The organism is Limnothrix redekei LRLZ20PSL1 (assembly GCF_043235035.1).
Classification (GTDB): Bacteria; Cyanobacteriota; Cyanobacteriia; order CACIAM-69d; family CACIAM-69d; genus CACIAM-69d.
In genome coordinates, this window is sequence record NZ_JAZAQF010000091.1 from 45,863 (window position 1) to 63,535 (window position 17,673).

At 49.7% G+C, this 17,673-nt stretch carries 8 protein-coding genes; 3 read left to right on the plus strand and 5 right to left on the minus strand.

Annotated elements, in window-relative coordinates:
- The first annotated feature begins 109 nt into the window (after positions 1-109).
- Positions 110-2,389: a Piwi domain-containing protein gene (locus VPK24_RS17810; RefSeq protein WP_393015413.1), complete on the plus strand. Its 2,280-nt coding sequence runs from the start codon at positions 110-112 to the stop codon at positions 2,387-2,389.
- A 204-nt stretch (positions 2,390-2,593) separates the two neighbouring features.
- Here VPK24_RS17810 and VPK24_RS17815 read toward each other — a convergent pair whose 3' ends face one another.
- The 5 genes from VPK24_RS17815 to VPK24_RS17835 form a co-directional block, all read right to left on the minus strand.
- Entirely contained in the window at positions 2,594-3,145 is a 552-nt protein-coding gene (locus VPK24_RS17815; protein ID WP_393015415.1) for a Uma2 family endonuclease, read from the minus strand.
- Between the two features lie 115 nt (positions 3,146-3,260).
- A complete protein-coding gene (locus tag VPK24_RS17820; RefSeq protein ID WP_393015417.1) occupies positions 3,261-3,812 on the minus strand; it encodes a Uma2 family endonuclease in 552 nt (183 codons plus the stop codon).
- Between the two features lie 444 nt (positions 3,813-4,256).
- Positions 4,257-5,423, minus strand: a complete 1,167-nt coding sequence (locus tag VPK24_RS17825) for a trypsin-like serine protease (protein WP_393015419.1) — start codon at positions 5,421-5,423, stop codon at positions 4,257-4,259.
- Between the two features lie 198 nt (positions 5,424-5,621).
- Positions 5,622-6,698, minus strand: a complete 1,077-nt coding sequence (locus VPK24_RS17830; RefSeq protein ID WP_393015421.1) for a hypothetical protein — start codon at positions 6,696-6,698, stop codon at positions 5,622-5,624.
- Positions 6,699-6,859: 161 nt separating this feature from the next.
- The gene (locus VPK24_RS17835; RefSeq protein ID WP_393015422.1) at positions 6,860-13,462 is read right to left on the minus strand and encodes a S8 family serine peptidase; all 6,603 of its coding nucleotides are present in this window, start codon (positions 13,460-13,462) and stop codon (positions 6,860-6,862) included.
- Between the two features lie 929 nt (positions 13,463-14,391).
- On the opposite strand from VPK24_RS17835, the gene VPK24_RS17840 reads away from it, so the two are divergent.
- Positions 14,392-15,834 (plus strand): site-2 protease family protein, encoded by a 1,443-nt coding sequence (locus VPK24_RS17840; RefSeq protein WP_393015423.1) that lies wholly within the window; start codon positions 14,392-14,394, stop codon positions 15,832-15,834.
- A gap of 156 nt (positions 15,835-15,990) precedes the next feature.
- A complete protein-coding gene (locus VPK24_RS17845) occupies positions 15,991-17,457 on the plus strand; it encodes an HlyD family secretion protein (RefSeq protein WP_393015425.1) in 1,467 nt (488 codons plus the stop codon).
- The last annotated feature ends 216 nt before the right edge of the window (positions 17,458-17,673 follow it).

A 17,673-nucleotide genomic window follows, 5' to 3' on the forward strand; every position in this document is an offset into this window, starting at 1 on the left:
TTCGTGGGGTTGCATTGTTTCATCATGACCTTTGAATGAATTGCAAGGTGCTTTAAAATAAAATGTTTTAAGTGATATAATTCATGCGTTAATTATAGCCGCTTTAATTGTGGATATTCGAGAACTCAGCTTTCAATCGCGTAATCCCCTTGGATCTGTCCCTGCCCGGCGCGATCGACTGCGAATCATCGGCAGTGCCGCCCCGATCGACACCCTCTACTCCCTCGCAAGATTCTGCAAATTTCGTCTCAATCAGTGGGTTACCAACGATCAGTCCAGCCTCGCCCTGATTTCCGAAGACCGGGGACAGGAAGCGAACTTATTCGCCTGTTTGCGGCAGTTTTGCGAAACTTCCTCAGAACCTTTGGAAATTGAGATCCTCAAGAGCGAGGCGATCGATCTGAGCGAACCAAGGTATCAAAACTGGCTGTTTCAACTCTGTAATTATCGGTTGTGCAGCATTTTCAAAACCATTAATCCCCATAGCGCCAAAAAAGTTCAAGAAACTCGCAAACGAATTTATTCCAACGAACCGCCGATTCAAATTCGGGATCCCCAAGGCCGAATCATTGCCGAAGCGAGACGATATTTAACCTTTGATTTTTGGCAAAACTCGGCGGGATTTCTCTTCCTAACCTTGCACTTTCGGAATGAATATCAATCCATTGGCACGATCGACCAATTTGATTGGCAGCAGTTTCCACCCAAACAGCGCTTGATTCATACTTACGATGGCAAAAGTTGCCAACTTCTGGGCGTTGCACCGATCACCATTGGTCAACCGCTCGCGGAATTAGGCAACCAAAGCCTATTAGACTATCACCGCGATCGCCAAAATCTGGCCCCAGAATTGGCCGCACAACTGGATCCCAATCAACCCGCCGTTGCGGTGGGCTATCCGCCTCGCTACCAACCGTTTCATCATCTACCACAACTATTAAAACGAATCTATGCCCGTGAAGACCTACCCAGCAAATTGCTAAACCATTGCATTTTGCCACTGGCTAAACGTCGAGAATTGATGCAAAAGACGATCGAACTTTTAAACAAACGGGGATTTATTTGTGGCGATCGAATTGAATTTGATCCCCACCCTTGGCAGCCCGATCGCCTCACTCAATTGACCGCTGGCTCCATGGCCAAAAACCTATCCTTTGGAGCAGATCCACAACAGCCCGATCGACCATTCCTCGTAGACGAAGCTTGGCGTGGTTGGAAGCAACGTGCCCTTCACCAAAAACCAGCAGAAATTCGGACGCAAGTGCTGTATCCCCAAGCCTGGGAAGCAGAGGTGAAAAAGTATATGGCAGCCCTAAAAAGTCGGTTCCAAGGATTTGGAATTACACTCACGAGGGCTGGCGATTTACGTTCCTACGATCCGCAAAATTCCCTTTCCCTACGTCTGGTTTGCCAGAACTTGCCCGTGAATGCTAATGACCTAATTTTTGCCTTTGTCCCCAACGGAGCAGACCCAATTTACAACGCCCAAGTTAATCCCTACTTCACCTTAAAAAGAATCCTCAATCAACAAAGTTACTGTTCGCAAATGGTGACGCGCGAAACCATGCGCGTGGTTAACAAGGAGAACTATAACCAAAAGCTACATGAGGGGTGCGATCAAAACGTGGTGTTCGGCATTTTGGCAAAACTGGGTTACGCTCCCTGGCAGTTGCACCAAATGCCGGGTGCTGCCCAAGCCTTTGTGGGGCTAGATTTGGGCCGCAAAGAGGAACGGACGATCGGGGCTTCTGCCTTTGTGGTCAACCGTCAAGGCCAGGCGATCGGCTGGTCAAGCGCCTCCATGCAGCGGGGCGAAACCTTCAGCGAAACCAGCCTGCGCAATATTTTGCTCGACTTATTTGGCGCATTCACTGAGCAAAGCGGTGAACCCCTGCGCCATGTGGTGATTCATCGCGATGGAACCGTCAAAAACAGCGAATTAGCCACCCTGCAAGCCCTGGAAGCCGAATTGCGACCCCATGGGTTGGAGCAATTGGAGGTGGTGGAAGTGGTGAAGGATGTGTTGGCGCGGGCGGCGGTGCGGGCGATCGACCCCAACACCAATCAGGAACAGTGGCAAAATCCCGATCGAGGCTGGGCTTGGGTTCACAACGATCATGAGGCGATCGTCCTAACAACCGGTGCTAAACAGGCCAAAGTTGTCCCCAACGCCAGCCCCCAGCCACTTTTGGTGCGTCGCCGCCACGGCCAAACGGACATCCTGACGATCGCCGCCCAAATCTATTGGCTCAGCGAAATGCACATCGGCAGCACCCAAGTGATTCGCCTGCCAATTACCACTTACTACGCCGATCGGATCGCCGAAGTTGCCCTCCAGGATTGCCTTCCAGCCGATGTGCGCTGCGAACGCCGCCTCTATTTTGTTTAGAGGATGTTTAAAAAGTATTCTTTGGCACGAGCAAGCACCAATAGTCGTGGAAGGGGCTTAAGCCCCTTGTTTAAGTCGATCACTGGGGTGTACAGAGTAGCAATTTTGGCTTTTCAGACATCCTCTTTAAGTTTGTTTTTCGTTTAGGTTTGTTTAGGGAATATCAACCCATTCAAAGTCATTGGGGCCTGACCCAAACTAACACTAATCCAAGCCTCGATAGAGTTGCTCAAGGGGGAAGGTTAAATTAATACTTTGAAGCGTAATTCGATCCCCTGTTCCATAGATCACCGTTGTCCAAGTGTTGTCCGGTTGGCGGCGGCGGCATTCCACCCAGCGCTGATCCTGATCAATGAGAACGTATTCCTCTAGGTCTGGGATTTGCCGATAATCCTCGAACTTTTGACCCAGATCAAAGACTCGCGTGCTTTGGGATAGGACTTCGACGATCAATTTTGGGTGGCGTTTGATGTAGCGGTCGGCGCGATCGCGGGGATCGCAGGTCACGAAGGCATCAGGGTAATAGTAAAACTCATCTGCGTAGCTGACTTTGACATCACCGTTGTAGAAGCGGCAGTCAGTATCGCCGAGATGGAGGTTGATCGCGCTGAGGAGATTAATGGCAATTCGGGCGTGGTTGCCGCTGCCGCCTGCCATCGCGTAGACGAGGCCGCGACGGTATTCGTGGCGGGTGGGACTATCACGCTCGATGATCAGGTATTCATCAGGATTGATGTAGTTTGGAATAGCGATCATGGCAGCCTGTAGAGTCGTTGTGGTGTTCGGCGTGGGTGATCGGGTGATGCTTGAAAGTATTGGGCCGGCAGTGGCGATCGGGGGTTTGTATGGGGGTGTGAGTGTCTTGTGATGATTAGTCGAGATCAAGATAGAGTTCGGCAACATCAAGTTCAAGACCGATGCTGCTCAAGGTGACGCGATCGCCATTTTTGTAGACGGTGGTTGCCCAGGTATTGTCGGGTTGGCGACGGCGGCATTCCACTTGCTGAGTGTCTTGGGAGATGAGGACGTATTCTTCGAGGCTTTCGAGCTGCTGGTAGTCGGTAAATTTAAGATTACGGTCAAAGTCTTTGGTGCTGTCTGAAAGAACCTCGGCAATCAGTTTGGGATAGCGTTTGATGGTGCGATTTTCGCGATCGCGTGGGTCACAGGTAACGAAGAGATCTGGGTAGTAGTAGAAGTCGTCGCGGTAGCTGACTTTGACATCGCCGTTGTAAAGACGGCAGGCTGTGCCTCGAAGGTGAAAGTTAATCAAACTGAGGAGATTAATGGCAATTCGGGCGTGACTGTCGCTGCCGCCTGCCATCGCGTAGACGAGGCCGCGACGGTATTCATGGCGGGTGGGACTATCGCGATCAATGATCAGGTATTCATCAGAATTGATGTAGTTTGGAATAGCGATCATAGCGAGAATAGCTTAGGAAATAAAATGCCCGTAGGGTTGGCAGTGCCCACCACACTGACCATCCTACCGCCATGCAATATTTCTTCACAGATGCCCTCTAAGCGGAGACACTACCCAATCGATGGGGCCTGCACCTGCCAAGGGCGATCGCTCCCGCCGTTGAAATTTAGTAACCTCGCCGCCTACATCAGGGAATAGCCCAACAATAAATCAACACAACTGAATAACCCACCAAAAACCGTAGGGTGGGCAATGCCCACCAACACCCGTCACCCCCAAGCAGCCGAATCAGAGAAAGAAGTTATTGTTTTCTACTTCCTCAAGATCGATTCTGGCTTTGTAGGGATGGGAATGGTGGTGGGCAGTGCCCACCCTACCAGCTATTGATGACCCGCAAGCACGATATCAAGTTGTTTCGTCAGTGATCAGAAGTTCTGATCAGGATTACATCTTCTGTTTGCTTGCCAATTTTTTGCCCATCAGAGCCATCAATACCACTGACATCAGACCCATGACCCCGCCTGATTCGGGAGTTGACCTTGATATGCCGTCCTCTGTGGATCCTGAGGCATAACGCTCTAAGCCGTCATCAGTCAGAATTTGAACTAGGGTTTCATCGTCAAACCAGTTGTACTCCTCTGGAAGAGGTACATCTGCTTGACGATTCCAACCAAAGCCATCACGAGTAACGCCAGGGCTGGATTGAACTGATGGGGTGGGCATCCCAAGTAATCGTGCTAGGCCATTCACTGCTCCACGGATCCAGTCAATGTGTGAGGAAACACGGACAGTGTAGGAAAAATCGCCATAGTCCGAATCGAGGTTGCCATCAGTTGAACTGATGAAGGAGTTAACACCAGCGACTCGACCATCGATAAAAAGTCCACCACCACTATCTCCCGGTGCTAGTTGATACTCAAGATCTTGCGGTCTAGATAGAGGGTCGTAGCTATTGATCAAGCGTGGGTCGTCAAAATCTGACACTAGCAGTCGATCACTACCACCCAGACGAGTTCCGAGTCCAATAGTGTTCTGCCCAGCTCGTTTGGTTCCTGAATTGAGATATGCACCGGTAGTGCCAGTTCCGGTCATCCCAAAACCAACGTAGGTTCCTAGCTTCAAATCCTCATCACGGCTGGAGTAAAGGGTTGCAGGATTAGCACCCCAAACGCTCCGGTTTAGGCTCAAGATTGCTAGGTCAGCGCCGAGTCCAAGATTCCGGCCGCTAGAGAACCAATCTCGATGTGCGCTGAGGTAGTTAACGCTATAGCGTTGACCTCCAACCGTGAAAGTTCCGTAATTCATGAATCCACCGACCCCATCTCGACCTTCAACACAATGTGCTGCAGTCAAAACATAGCTGCGCCCAATTAAGGTTCCTGAACAACCCCATGAGCCAGCTCCATTGCTGGCGGCAAGATGACCAACACTTGAAAAGCCATCAGCTAAGTTGCGGTATAACCAATCGCTGCGGTCTTGACGGATAGTGCCTGCAAATGAGGGTTTAATTCCAACCTCAAAGGATGTAGCTAGAACGAGTGCTGTTAGCGTAGCAGCACACAGATCTTGAGCACGGAGCAACTGAGCTGAGGCAGTGGATTTTGTGTGCATTTGGAAGACATCCTCAGTTGTGGGGAGAGAAGGTCATGAATCTTGTTACTCAGCTTGCGAGCTTGCAACTCACTGAAATCTCTGGACAGTATGGTTAAGTCCATTCTGTTCAGGCAAGCTTAAGTAGCAAGGGGACTAAAGACTTTTTTGAATCATACACATTGGTTTTTTGAATGTCACTAGTTTTTATGAAAATTCTCATAAAATAGAAATATTCAATAGATCTTTTAAGAAAAAGAGTATAAGCGATCGCATAATCAGCAACAAGAGGCATGATTGGGGTGTGAGAGCAAGAGTCTCAAACCATTGGCTACAGTTTTGGCTAATGGATTTTAGATGTGCGGTTAATGGTTCGAGTGAAACCAGTTCAGCGCAACGATCGAGTAGCTCAGGAACAGCCTGGACTTGAGCTACTAGTTGCTGTTCTAGGGGCGACTCCCAAGATAGGTTTTCCAAACTTTTGAGCGCTTCTGATTCGTTCCACGATTCGTGCAGCGCTGAATTATGATCGATAATTCCTTGCTGATAAGCACTCTCAATTAAGCTGCAGCACTGAGCATAAATAGCTTTCAGTTGATACAGACTATCCGTTGGTTGCCCGACGGTGCTGAGATTGATGGGTGCAGGTTTTGTTAAGGGACTGCTAAAGCAATGCCAGCGTAAGGTATCCATATCAACCACTTTTTGAAGTTCCTCAAGTGGCAGGTCTGGAATACGTTGCAATTTTTGGCTGGGTTGATGGAATGCGTAGAGGTGAATCGGTTGAACAATAATAAATTGAAACTGGGCTGGGGTGTAGCCCAAGCATTGCATGGCGGCATTAACCTGTACATCGTAGCGACCATAGTCATGGGGGCGCAGAATGATGACTCGATCGCAGTGATTTTGCAGAAGATGATGATAGGTAGCGATATCTTCTAGGAGTTGCGTGTATCGACCATCACGATGCTGGAGAATTCGATCGCACTCGTCCCCGAAGTCAGCGGTTTTGATGTACCAATCTTTGGGTTCATCCTTGAGAGTAGTTTGTTCGATGCTGGGGGGAAAGTCGGCAGCGAATTGGCGGGATAGAGAGGCTTGATAAACATTGGCATGAGTTTTAAGGTTGGTGAGGAAGATCTCAGGGTCTAGGATGCTTTTCGTGGGAGAAGAGATGAGTATATGGCTGTTTTTTTGGAGAATTTCAGCAAGAATGCAGCGAAGTTCGAAAGTTGATGTTAGGCGAGGTGAATACGTGTGATGCCTGTCTAAATAAATTCGGTTCAACTTGGTCACAGTATTGCTTGGAAAATGGTTAGAAAGTCTAGAGGTCAACCATGCCTGTCAATAAGCGATGTCTGATTAGTTTATTTTTAGCCTGACCCAAAATGGCACTTGTGAGGTAATGATTTTTGGCAACCGATCGCCTGCACTGCAAGGCTCTTGCTGGCTCATCATTACGGAGTCAAGGCACTACCCGGCATAGGCAGCCACTCTGGAATCTTCCCATCATAGGGTTTTGTGAGCAGAGGTAAATGCTTGTTCTTGGCTGACTCAATAACTTCCAGCACTGCCGCATTCAAAAATGCTGGATCTGTCGTTTTTCCCATAGCTTTCAAGCGATCCCATTTTGTATTTAAGTCCTCAGTAATTCGAGCAGAATAGACAGGGTGAGACCCAAGATGAATTGGCAAGGACTGACCTGTTAAATTTAAAATCTCAACAGCTTTCCAGTCTTCATTTGGCAAGAAGATTCCATTGACAGCAGCGTCAATATCAAACTTTGCATACTGCACAGCATTTAGCATGAGATCACTGTCGTCTGCTACTGCACTAGGTATTAGATGATGGGCTTGATAATCTCCCCGGAGTCCTGGATATTTAATTGATGTACCAGGAATCAATGCTTCATCAAATTTTAGGTTTCTACCTAATGTAGTAGAGTTGCCAACTATTAATCCAATCTTTTTCTTGGTTTCATTAGCAGCATCTTCTAGTGGCTCAACCAAACGTTTTTTGGATTGATTAACACTGCTAGCAAGATTGTCAGCACTATTCTTGAGGTTGAAGACTACTCCACTTGCCATCGCCATTGCAGGGGTTAACCCCAGGGACTGAAGAATCCAGTCAGCAGAGTTGTTCAGAACTCGGACAACATCATCCCAACGCCGGGCTAGATCATTCACCAAATCCGTCAGGATTTTTCCCCAGTCCAGTTCACTGATTGTCTTGATGACTGTTTCCGTCAAATCCGGCCCCCAGCTCTTGATGAGCGGCAGAAGAACATCAGCACCTCGCATAGCAATTTTAGCTACAGCCTTGATGGAATCTCCTACCAACGGAACCCAGCCAGCCAAGGCTCCAATCAGTCCTACAAAGTCAGCAATCCCCCGCTTACCTTGCACAAGAATGTCATGCAGCGAAAGCGCTGTATCCTTGATGTCAATTGCCTGCCCTACAACGGGAATCAACCCTAGAAGCACTTCAACCACAGCAAGTCCGATTTGCCCCACGGGCGAATTGCTGAAGTTTATTAGGGTATCTAGAACCTGCTTCCCATCGATACCCAACTTGCCCAGAAAGTCATTGAGCTGGGCTTGCAGTTCACTAGCTTTATCAGCAATTTTTTGCTCCACCCCTGTCCGAGTTGCCGCAATCTTTGCATCAACCCCGTTGATTTGATTCCAAAGCTGACCTGTCTGATCACCCAGCAGCACATTCACAACATCCGCCACCACCTTCTGCGTCCGAGGCTCCAGCCAATCGATCATTCCCTTCAGGCTATTACCAACTCCATTGATCACAGAGCTGACATCACCCGCAATGGAATTCACAGCAGGCTCAACCAGTTGGCTGTAGGCATTGAACTTAAAACCAAAGGCATCAATCCCCAAATTCTGAGTCCAACTTACAGCACTCAGAATGCGGCCCTTAAATTGCCCCACCAGATCATTGGCACCACGAACAGCCTCGTCAATGGCGCGTCTGAAAGTATTGGCCGCATTGGCAATGATCTGATTGATTTCCCCACCCGTCCGGTAGGCATTCTTAATAGTCTCAAAGAACTGCCAAACCGCCGACTTCACAGTGCCTTGAATCCTGCCCAGCTCTGCCTTGAGCCAGCTCCGCGCACCATTCACCGCTCCAGTGACTGCATCTTGGGCTTGACGAATTTTGCTCTTAGCCTCGCCCCTAGCATCCCACCAAGACCAACTGGGCAACGAATTCGCTGCACCATCCAAGCGGCTGGCAATGGAATTTGCTTGGTTGACAATTCCATCTGCCATCCTGTCTGCCGCTCCCTTCACTGGCTCGACGACGCTATCAACCCAAACATTTGCCTCATCTCGAGCACCATCCAAGGCTTGATGAACTTTAGCCCGCTGCTCTGCATTCATCTGGTCGAGTAATGCCTGTAACTGCTGCTGGTAGCTGAGTTTTTCAGCCTCCAGTTGTGCAATTTGCGCATTGGCCTTCGATCGCTCTGCTGCCGCAAAGTTGTTCAGGGCGGTGTTGTAAATCTGCCGAATCCGTGGATCCGAGAAAATGGGGCCAGCACCACCCCCAACACTTCCAGTACCACCAGTACTGCCGCCAACTCGCCAACCAGGCGGGGGGCCCTGCTGCGTCATGGACAACTTATGCTGAAACTTCACAATCAAGTCATAGTCCGTAGTCACACCCTTGGGACTATTAACCCGCAGCATATAAGTGCCCGGAATCAGATCAGTGATGATCTGTTCATCGGTGATGCCTTCGCGCATTGAATAGGCAATAGGCCGATTGCGCACGTCATACAGTACCAAATCAGCATCAGCCAGTAACTGCTTGAGTTCAGCAGTTAACCGACCACCACGCGACAACGTGAATCGGTAGTAATCATCCGGAACCAAGTTCCCAACAACATCGCCCATCTGGATCTCAAATGGGTCAGCACTCCCAAAGCTCAAGGGTTTGGCTAGATACCAATCCAGACCTCCTTTTCCTTGTTGTCGGGCAATTTCCGCCTGCCGTGCTAACTCTGCCAGCCGCTCTCGTTCTTTGCGCAACTCCTCCTCTTGGCGACGACGTTCCTGTTCCGCCCGCAAGCGCCGCTCCTGCTCTTCCAGCTCGCGCTGTCTCGCTTCTGCTTCCCGTCGCCGTGCTTCTTCCTCTTGGCGAACTCGTTCTTGATCGCGTGCAAATGCCTCTTCCTGCTCACGCCGCCTGCGAGCTTCTTCTTCCTGCTGCCGTCTAAATTCTTCTTCACGGCGTAGACGCTCTTGCTCTTGCTCCCATTCATAGTTAGGATGATGGACTGGAATATCAATCCAATCGTACTTATAGATCCAGTCGGGATTAGGAATACCATTGTGGTTTGCGATCCACCAATAGTAATCCGGATGAGCGCTACCCATCGTATCTAGAGCGATCTGACTCAGTGTATCTCCCCACTGGACCTGGTAACGCCGCCAATCGTAGTACTCCCCATTCTTCCAGAATCGCTCCGCATGTGCCCAAATCTCAGGAGCCACCGTGTCCGAATCAACCGTCGGCATAATTGGGGCAATAGACTCGTAGTCTTCCCCTAAATCCTCAGCCGCATCAAAAGACATCTCCGCCAATGCCCGGAAGGCCTCAATTTGCTCTGGCGTTAGATCAACTTCGCGAATTGTTGAACTGGTTGCAAGTTGGTAATTGGGTGTAGCTTGATTTAGGTTAACCACATAGCCCAAATCAGCTAGAGAGGCAATGGTTACAGCACTAATCGGTGCAGCTTTCCCAGCCAGTCCATTGAGATCAGCCGTCATGATCTCATCGGCAAACAAACCTTCATGCCAGTGCAAGCCTGCCGAGCCATTTCCATCGGTTTCAAGGGAAACCGTATCAGTCAGCCCGCCCATATTTTGAAAGGCAGCGACGGCACTTTTTCCGTTGTATGCCGCTAGCGGAGTTCCAGCATAGTCAACTAGTCCTTTTGCTTCCCAAAGATTGCCAAAACCCAGTGCATGTAGAAATTCATGTTGGGCCACATCAAATAGATTGCCAGACTGCTCCAATCGGCTAAGGTCGGCTGCATCAAGCTGCACCAGTGACTGCGCCGGTAACAGCGAACCATAACGCATGAAGTCAATCTTCGTGCGAGCTTGGGTTCCCCCTGTCCCATCTAAGGCTTGGGTAGAGATCTTGATATTGATGTCATCAATTAACTTCCCATCAACAACAGCCGTTGGTAGTCCTTGACCAATTAGAGAGGCGACATTTTTGGCAGCCGCTTCCAAAATTCGCTGTTGATTGGGTGTTAACGGTGACTCAAACTCCAAAGAAATATTGAAGGGCTCAGATTTTGCACTTTCAAATCCGTAGAGCGCGTAAGTAGCTGGATTCTGATTGCGCCGCTCAAGTTTGACAATTACTTCATTACCCACATTTGAGGGCAATTGCAGCTGATGACTTCCCTTACCAAGTACTTGCGTGCTCAGAACTTGGCCAGATGGGGAGAGATACTGAATCGATAACTCACCATCCAGTACTGACAAGTCAGCGCCATTGAAATAGCGACTCTCAACACGGAAAATATCAACCGGGTCAATATTACTAACCTGATCAATGATGTCAGCAGTGGGTGACATCCAAATCTGGGTGGCACTCCCAAGGCTATTGCTTCCCGTATCAACCTGAGTCGCAGAAATTCCCGGTAATTTAGCGGCCGGATGGGCAGGATCGCCCGGCAAAGGTTTATTAGCAGGATTCTGCGAAATAAATTGGTCGGTGATAGTCCGACGGCCAGGTTGAAAAATATAGGGTTTAGGCTCAGTGATTCTGGCAAGATGAGTAGCAGCAACAATATTTAGCAGTCCCGCACCCGTTTGGCTATCCCAATTTGGAATCCCTAAATCGGTTGCAGTCCGCTGGAGAATATCAATGACTTGAGTATGGTTCAGATCAGGATTGGCAGCCCAAATTTGGGAGACTCCCCCCAAGGCTTTGGCAACAGCAACATTCAATCCTGAGACCGAGCCATGGTGAGCATCGGCAACCAGATCTAAGGCCGCTCCATGACCCGAGTAATCAGTGGCTCCATAGGCCGTAGCCGGGGCTAATGCATCGTTAACCCGTTCTGCAGCACCAACCGTCAGAATATTGTCAAATTCCTGAGCAGCTCGATCTAGAACAGTCATTACCCCCGGATCGTTGCTAGCTGCCACAACTAGCACCACCCCGTTTTGGCGGGCGTACTCGATCGCCCCTCGTTCCTGGGGAGTCAATTCGTAGCGCGTCGTGATGCTGCCATCTGGGTTCCGCTGAGTCAAATCCAAGCTCAGGTTCACCACCCCATTGGGTTGTCCCGAAGCCTTGATGTGGTCAACGGTGTCGGTCAGAGCCTCTGCCCAAGCCCCACTCCCGATCGCCCGCGCCGCATAGATCGGTGCATCGGGATTAATCCCATCAATGCCGATGCCGTTATCCTGTTGCGCTGCAATCACGCCCAGGATGTGAGTTCCGTGCTGGCTACCCTCACCCGCAGCCAAGGTGGGGTCAAGATCACCACTGACGTAATCCTTACCCCAGGTGATGTTGCTGAAGTTGAAGTCAGGATTGTTGCCCGCAAAACCCGTGTCAATAATGCCAATGACCGGTTGGTTTTCAGCAGGGAATTCAAACCGAGTTTCCGTATAGGTGGGCAAGAGACCGGGCAGGTTTGAGGCTCCATTCGGCAAGACCCCATCAGCCGGATTCGGCAGTGCTTCACCCGCAGACGGCTCAAAGTCCAGCGGCGGTGCGGGCAGCAAGCCATCATCCCCGGTAAACCCATCGGGACTTGGGGAGACTCCCCCCTCGATCGGGGCTTCCACATATTGCTTGGCATAAGACACCAGCAGTTGACCCGCATCGGTGTTGCGCCAATCTTTGCCCGGTGCAACCACCTCATCCATCAGGACGGCTTCACCCGTAGCGCCGCGCACCTGGAAGATGAAATCGTTGTAGTCCTTGTCACCGCCGTGATCAACGCGGATGTCCTCAACCGTGAACGTGTTGCCATCGCCCGTCACATCAGCGATTTGCCCCATCTGAAAACTGTCGTTAGGGTTGGCCGTCACCATCGAAAACAACGGTCGCCAAGACCCCTCGGCCCAGGGCTGCTCCAGCACCTTCACAAAAGTCGTGTCAGGCACAAGCACTACACCAAACTTGTCGCCAGCCTGCATTTCAAAAGATTTGAGACCAGCATAGGCTCCACTGTTAAAGTCAGCTTCACCATTCATGACTCCGCTGAAACGAGCCGCCTCAGTCGGGTCATCCCAAATCACATAGCCCAAAACCGAATCACTGGTAACCCGTCGGGCCATTTCTGCGATGAAGTCTACGGAGCCTAGCTCATAGGACTCCATGCCACTGAGACTAAAAATTCCAGCTTGTCCGCGATAGGCTCCTCCGTCCCAAAGTACGTCAATGACAACCTGCCCCGATCCTCCCACGGTGAAAATGCCGGACTGGAAGCGGGGATCCGGCTCAGGTAATGCGGTGGGGATCAGTAATTCGGTTTCAGCGCCATCTTCAGGATCATCGATTTCAGCTTCAGCTTCGATCGGTTCGCCGCTTCCCCCTTCTTCTGTGCTCGCTGCAAGTGGGTTGGTTGTGGCAGTGGCTTCTGGGGATGATAGAGCAGGCGCTTCGCTGGTTTCGCCCGGTGCTGATGCTTCGGTCGCAACCGATTCTGTGGTGGCTTCAGAGGTGGCGGGCACAAATTCAAGAATTTCGCCCTCTGGGTCGGGGTCGCTCAGGGGGTTGGGCGGCGACGATGCGACTACCTCAGATGCCTCAACGGGTTCTGATTCGGCAGCCTCAGACTCGGCGATGGTCTCAGCCTCGCTCAACTCTCCGTCCACAGTTGACGATTCACCGATCTCGCCATCATCCAGAACCTCGGCCACTAGGGCTGGGTTTTCACTTTCCCCGACCTCTAGGTCTGGCAAAACGGCTTCTGGTTCCACTTCTGGTGCGATCGGGGCTGTCGGAAGTGGTGGCTCAACTGCTGCCGAAGATTCGCCGAGGACTTCATCCAAATCTTCACTCAAAGGAACAATCGGACTGGGTGTATTCAGTCTTTCTAGTCGCTGCCAGCGCAGGGGCTTCCGCTGCTTACTGGAGTTGGCATTTGAGCCGGACAAAGATTGAGATGACATGGCCCTGACTGTTTTGAATGAGATGTGGATGTGTCAAATTGCTTCTTTAGCTAGTCACTAGAGAAGCCGTTGATGACTGTTGGAATGCCCGAATTTGAAACTAAAACCTGAAAAATTCAAAAAATCTTTCAGAACGATCTCCAAAACTCACTCTCTACTCAGATATTACTCAGAGAGCGAAAGTCGTACTGTATTTTTTGGTTGTGCAAAAATCTTCCCTTTCAGATCTACCTCAAAACACTGAAACTGACAAGTCTTGATGGAGAAAATTTCAAATTTAAACGATCACCTTGATTTTTAAATCCTTAGAGTGATTAAAATTAGTCCTGAAGCTTCAGGATCAGAAAGTTCGTCAACTCCAGTTGATCGGGTGTTTTGGGCAGCCCAGCGCATTCGGGCCAACTGGGATGACGAAGCCTTTGTGCTGGGAGTGCTCCAAGATGAGTTTTGAGACAAAAAATGGCTGACCTGTAGGTGTATCGCGATGGTCATGAAGAATTTGTGCACGATCGCCCAAAATTTTGGCTCCAACTTCTGCCCCCTGCTTGCAAACTAGCCATACTCGATCGGGCAAGAATTCCCAAAAGCCTGAATATATCGAGCTTTTGCCCATCCTCTGCACAAAAGACAGTCTTTGGATGCGATAGGTAATTACCCGCTACCCACGAAGAAACTGCAGAACTGCGGTAGACCGTTGGTGGGAAGTTGCGGTGGATCCCAAAGGAGGGTGAAAAATTCAGCAGATTGTGGCTGGAGGAACTAGCGTTTTTGGATGGGTGATCGGATCGTTCACGTCATGGCTATGTAGGGGTGGGTGCGTGATGGATAGATTTGATGCTGAATGGCTTTGTCCTGATTTGCGAGAGCACTGGCAGTTACGATTAATTCGCGATGCAGCCCAACAATCGTCCGCTAAGGTTTATGTCCTGAGTGCCAAAGATCAGACACAGGTAGCTATTCCGCTGTCTTTGCAGGAAGCCCAAACACTGAAATATTTCACGGGCGATCGAACGCTGGCGGCTATTCAAACGCTTTGTGAGCAAGAGTTGAACGATGTGCCACCTAATTGGGTGATGCAAATGGTTCAAAAGCTAATTGCTCAGGGTGTTTTGCAACTCGATACCAGTTCAGAAACGCCCGCAAATCCCCAACCACGAGGATCTTTGAAAGCCACTGTACAATGGTTGCCTCATCCCGATCGCCCTCATAGCTTGCTCCTGAGAAATCCTGACAATCTAGAGCAAATTGAGCTGGATCAAGAATGGCGATCGCTCATTGAGCAACTTGGCCATCGATCGCCCCAGGACTTAGTAATTGAATATGAGGTGGATCCCCAGGAGTTACGGGCGCTCTATGGTGGTTTGGCCCAAGCAGAGATGCTAGTGGATATTCCCAAACCTGTTTCCCGTAAACGGAAATGGACACCCTTGAAACTGTTGTCCTTTCGTTGTCCCCTACTAAATCCTGATCCCTGGCTCAATCAGCACTACCATCATTTTCTTTGGATGCGATCGCCCTGGTTCGGAAGGGTACTGGCAATTGGCCTAGTCGCTTCCGTGGTTGTCATGCTGGATCAGTTAGCCGCCATTTTGCACGAAGGGCAAGTTCTATGGCAGTTTTGGGACAGCTCCCTATTGTTGCCATTTGTCCTATTAATTGCCCTCGTGATTGCCATTCATGAGCTGGGCCATGCCTTCACCTTAAAAGCCTATGGCGGCACTGTGCCCCATATGGGGATCTTGTTCATGATGTTGATCCCAATCGCCTACACCGACAGCAACGATGCCTATCAACTGCCCCAACATCGGCGAGCCATGGTGTTTGGGGCAGGCATTTTAGTCCAAGCTGTCTTGGCTGCGATCGGGTTTTGGGTTTGGCTGGTGTCAGGTGATGGAACTTGGGTGCACACTGCTAGCTACTTGCTGATGGCTGCCGCCACTTTTACATTGGCTCTCAACTTCAATCCCCTTGCTAGTTATGACGGTTACTATCTCCTGACCGCCCTCACGGGGATCAATAATCTCCGCCCCCAGTCTTTCCAGCTCTACCAAGCCTGGTTTAAGGGCAAGCCAGCTCCAGCAGAACCGCGAGATCGTCCAGTTCTGGCAATTTATGCCCCCTTCGCGCTGGCCTATTCCCTATTAGTCATGGGCAGCGTTTTATTGCTGGTAGTTTATTGGTGCTTAATCCATATTCCCATTTTTGCAGGAACTCTTTTCCTTGGTTGGTTGTTTTACTTTTGCTTCTGGCCGGAGCCTCAATAGGAAATTCAGCCTAATGGAGTTGTGCTGGATAGATTATTCCCAATCAATCAACAGACAACCAAAACTAACAGAAAACAATTCCAGCGTTTATCTTGATTATCCAAACATTTGTCTGATTGGTTTCCCATCACGCGACACTTCGTTCTCTCTACTATCATGACTGCTCCTCAACCTCGTGCTCAATCCCCACTCCGAATTGTTCCACCTAGCCAAATTGGTAATGCTTCTGGTTCACCAGCTTCCACAAAAACACCATCATTACCCCAGGCTGAAATGTCAACAATGTCAACTTCTGATACTGCTGTTGGTTTGAGTTCACCCATTTCCTGGCGGCGTTGGGCGATCGGGGTCGGATTAATTTTGGGAATTGGGGTCATCGTGCATATCCCTGTGCCACCCCCTAGCTGGACTGAAGGAGAACTACGAGTCCCTGACAGTAGTAGCCATCGCCAGACCGTTTATGCAGGTAAGTCCGGCAAGGTCATTAAAATTCATGTTCAATCAGGCGATTTTGTGCGAGCAGGTCAGGTTCTAGTTGAACTGGAATTGACTGAAATTGATCAAGAAATTAGCGATCTCCAGACTGAAATCAAGAAGCAAGAAGGTCTGATTCAAGAGGTTCAAATCCGTTACCAAGGTGCTCAACATCGAATTTCAGAGTTAAACCTCAGCGCCGCCATCGCCAGCGATCGGGCCGATCGGGCCAAATCTCGTTCTGGCAATTTGCAAGCACCTGAAGTAGCCATCTATGACGCTGAAGTGCAAGAACTGCGTAGCCGCCAAGTTCGGTTACGGAACGAGATGTGGTTTACACAGAAAAGAATTGACGAGCTAAAAGTGGTAATCCAACGACGAATACCGCTAGTGAGTCAAGGAGTAATCTCTGCAGATCAACTGAGCCTCAAAGAGCAAGAGCTTATTCAGAGTCAAAAAGAGTTGCAAGGACAAAAAGATCAGATCCATGAAACTAACCAAAAAATTCAAGGAGTGCAAGCGAAAAAGCAACTAGCACGCCAAACCCTGAATGATGGCAGTGTGGGTCAAGTGGGCGATTTTCAGGAAGCCCAGCTTAAGCTCACGGCAGCAGTAGCCGAAATTAGCAAATATCAGAAAGCCGCTGTGATTGCTAACCAAGTACTGGAAGAATATCAGCGGAAACTGGGGCAACTGATGCGCGATCGATCGAGCTATCAAATGATTAGAGCTAACCGTGATGGACGGGTCTATGGAGCTGATCTGGCCGGTAAGGTAAATTCTCAAGTGGATGGGAGGGAGAAACTCTTTGAAATTGTGGATTTGACTACACTAGAAGTACCAGTTGAAATTGATCAACGCGATCGTGATGTGGTGCATACGGGGATGATGGTGGAAGTGCGTCCCATGCAACCCAATCAGCCGAAACAAATTTCAGAATTAAAAAATGATGACTCTGCTGTCAGGCAGGATCCCACCCAACAGAAGCGGCAATTATTCTACTTTGCAACTGTCAAGAACCAGGATGGTAGTTTGCGACCGGGAGAGAAGGTCTATGTCACAGTTTTAACGAAGCCGATGCCGCTGTATCAAGTCATTGGGCGGGAGTTAAGGAAACTCTTCAAGTCGCGCCAATTTGGTGATTTTTGATGATCTTTTGATAATGATGACGGTGAGAATCAGTGGCTAATGACCTAGACTGCCACCGATTTCGCAGGCACTAACTCCCCAGTCCTTATTTAACGTGAATTCGGGTTAAGCAGGGAGTTCAATGCCTAGTGTCGCTAGGTCAAGAGTGGGCTTCTTGGGCTGATGGCAGTAAGCAATCAGCCCACTGAGCAAATGCACAAAGCCACTGACTGGACT

What these genes read in the sequence shown, in the direction of transcription:
- VPK24_RS17820 (WP_393015417.1), bottom strand. Translation starts at nt 3,812, where the DNA reads ATGATCGCTATTCCAAACTACATCAATTCTGATGAATACCTGATCATT.
- VPK24_RS17825 (WP_393015419.1), bottom strand. Translation starts at nt 5,423, where the DNA reads ATGCACACAAAATCCACTGCCTCAGCTCAGTTGCTCCGTGCTCAAGAT.
- VPK24_RS17815 (WP_393015415.1), bottom strand. Translation starts at nt 3,145, where the DNA reads ATGATCGCTATTCCAAACTACATCAATCCTGATGAATACCTGATCATC.
- VPK24_RS17840 (WP_393015423.1), top strand. Translation starts at nt 14,392, where the DNA reads ATGGATAGATTTGATGCTGAATGGCTTTGTCCTGATTTGCGAGAGCAC.
- VPK24_RS17845 (WP_393015425.1), top strand. Translation starts at nt 15,991, where the DNA reads ATGACTGCTCCTCAACCTCGTGCTCAATCCCCACTCCGAATTGTTCCA.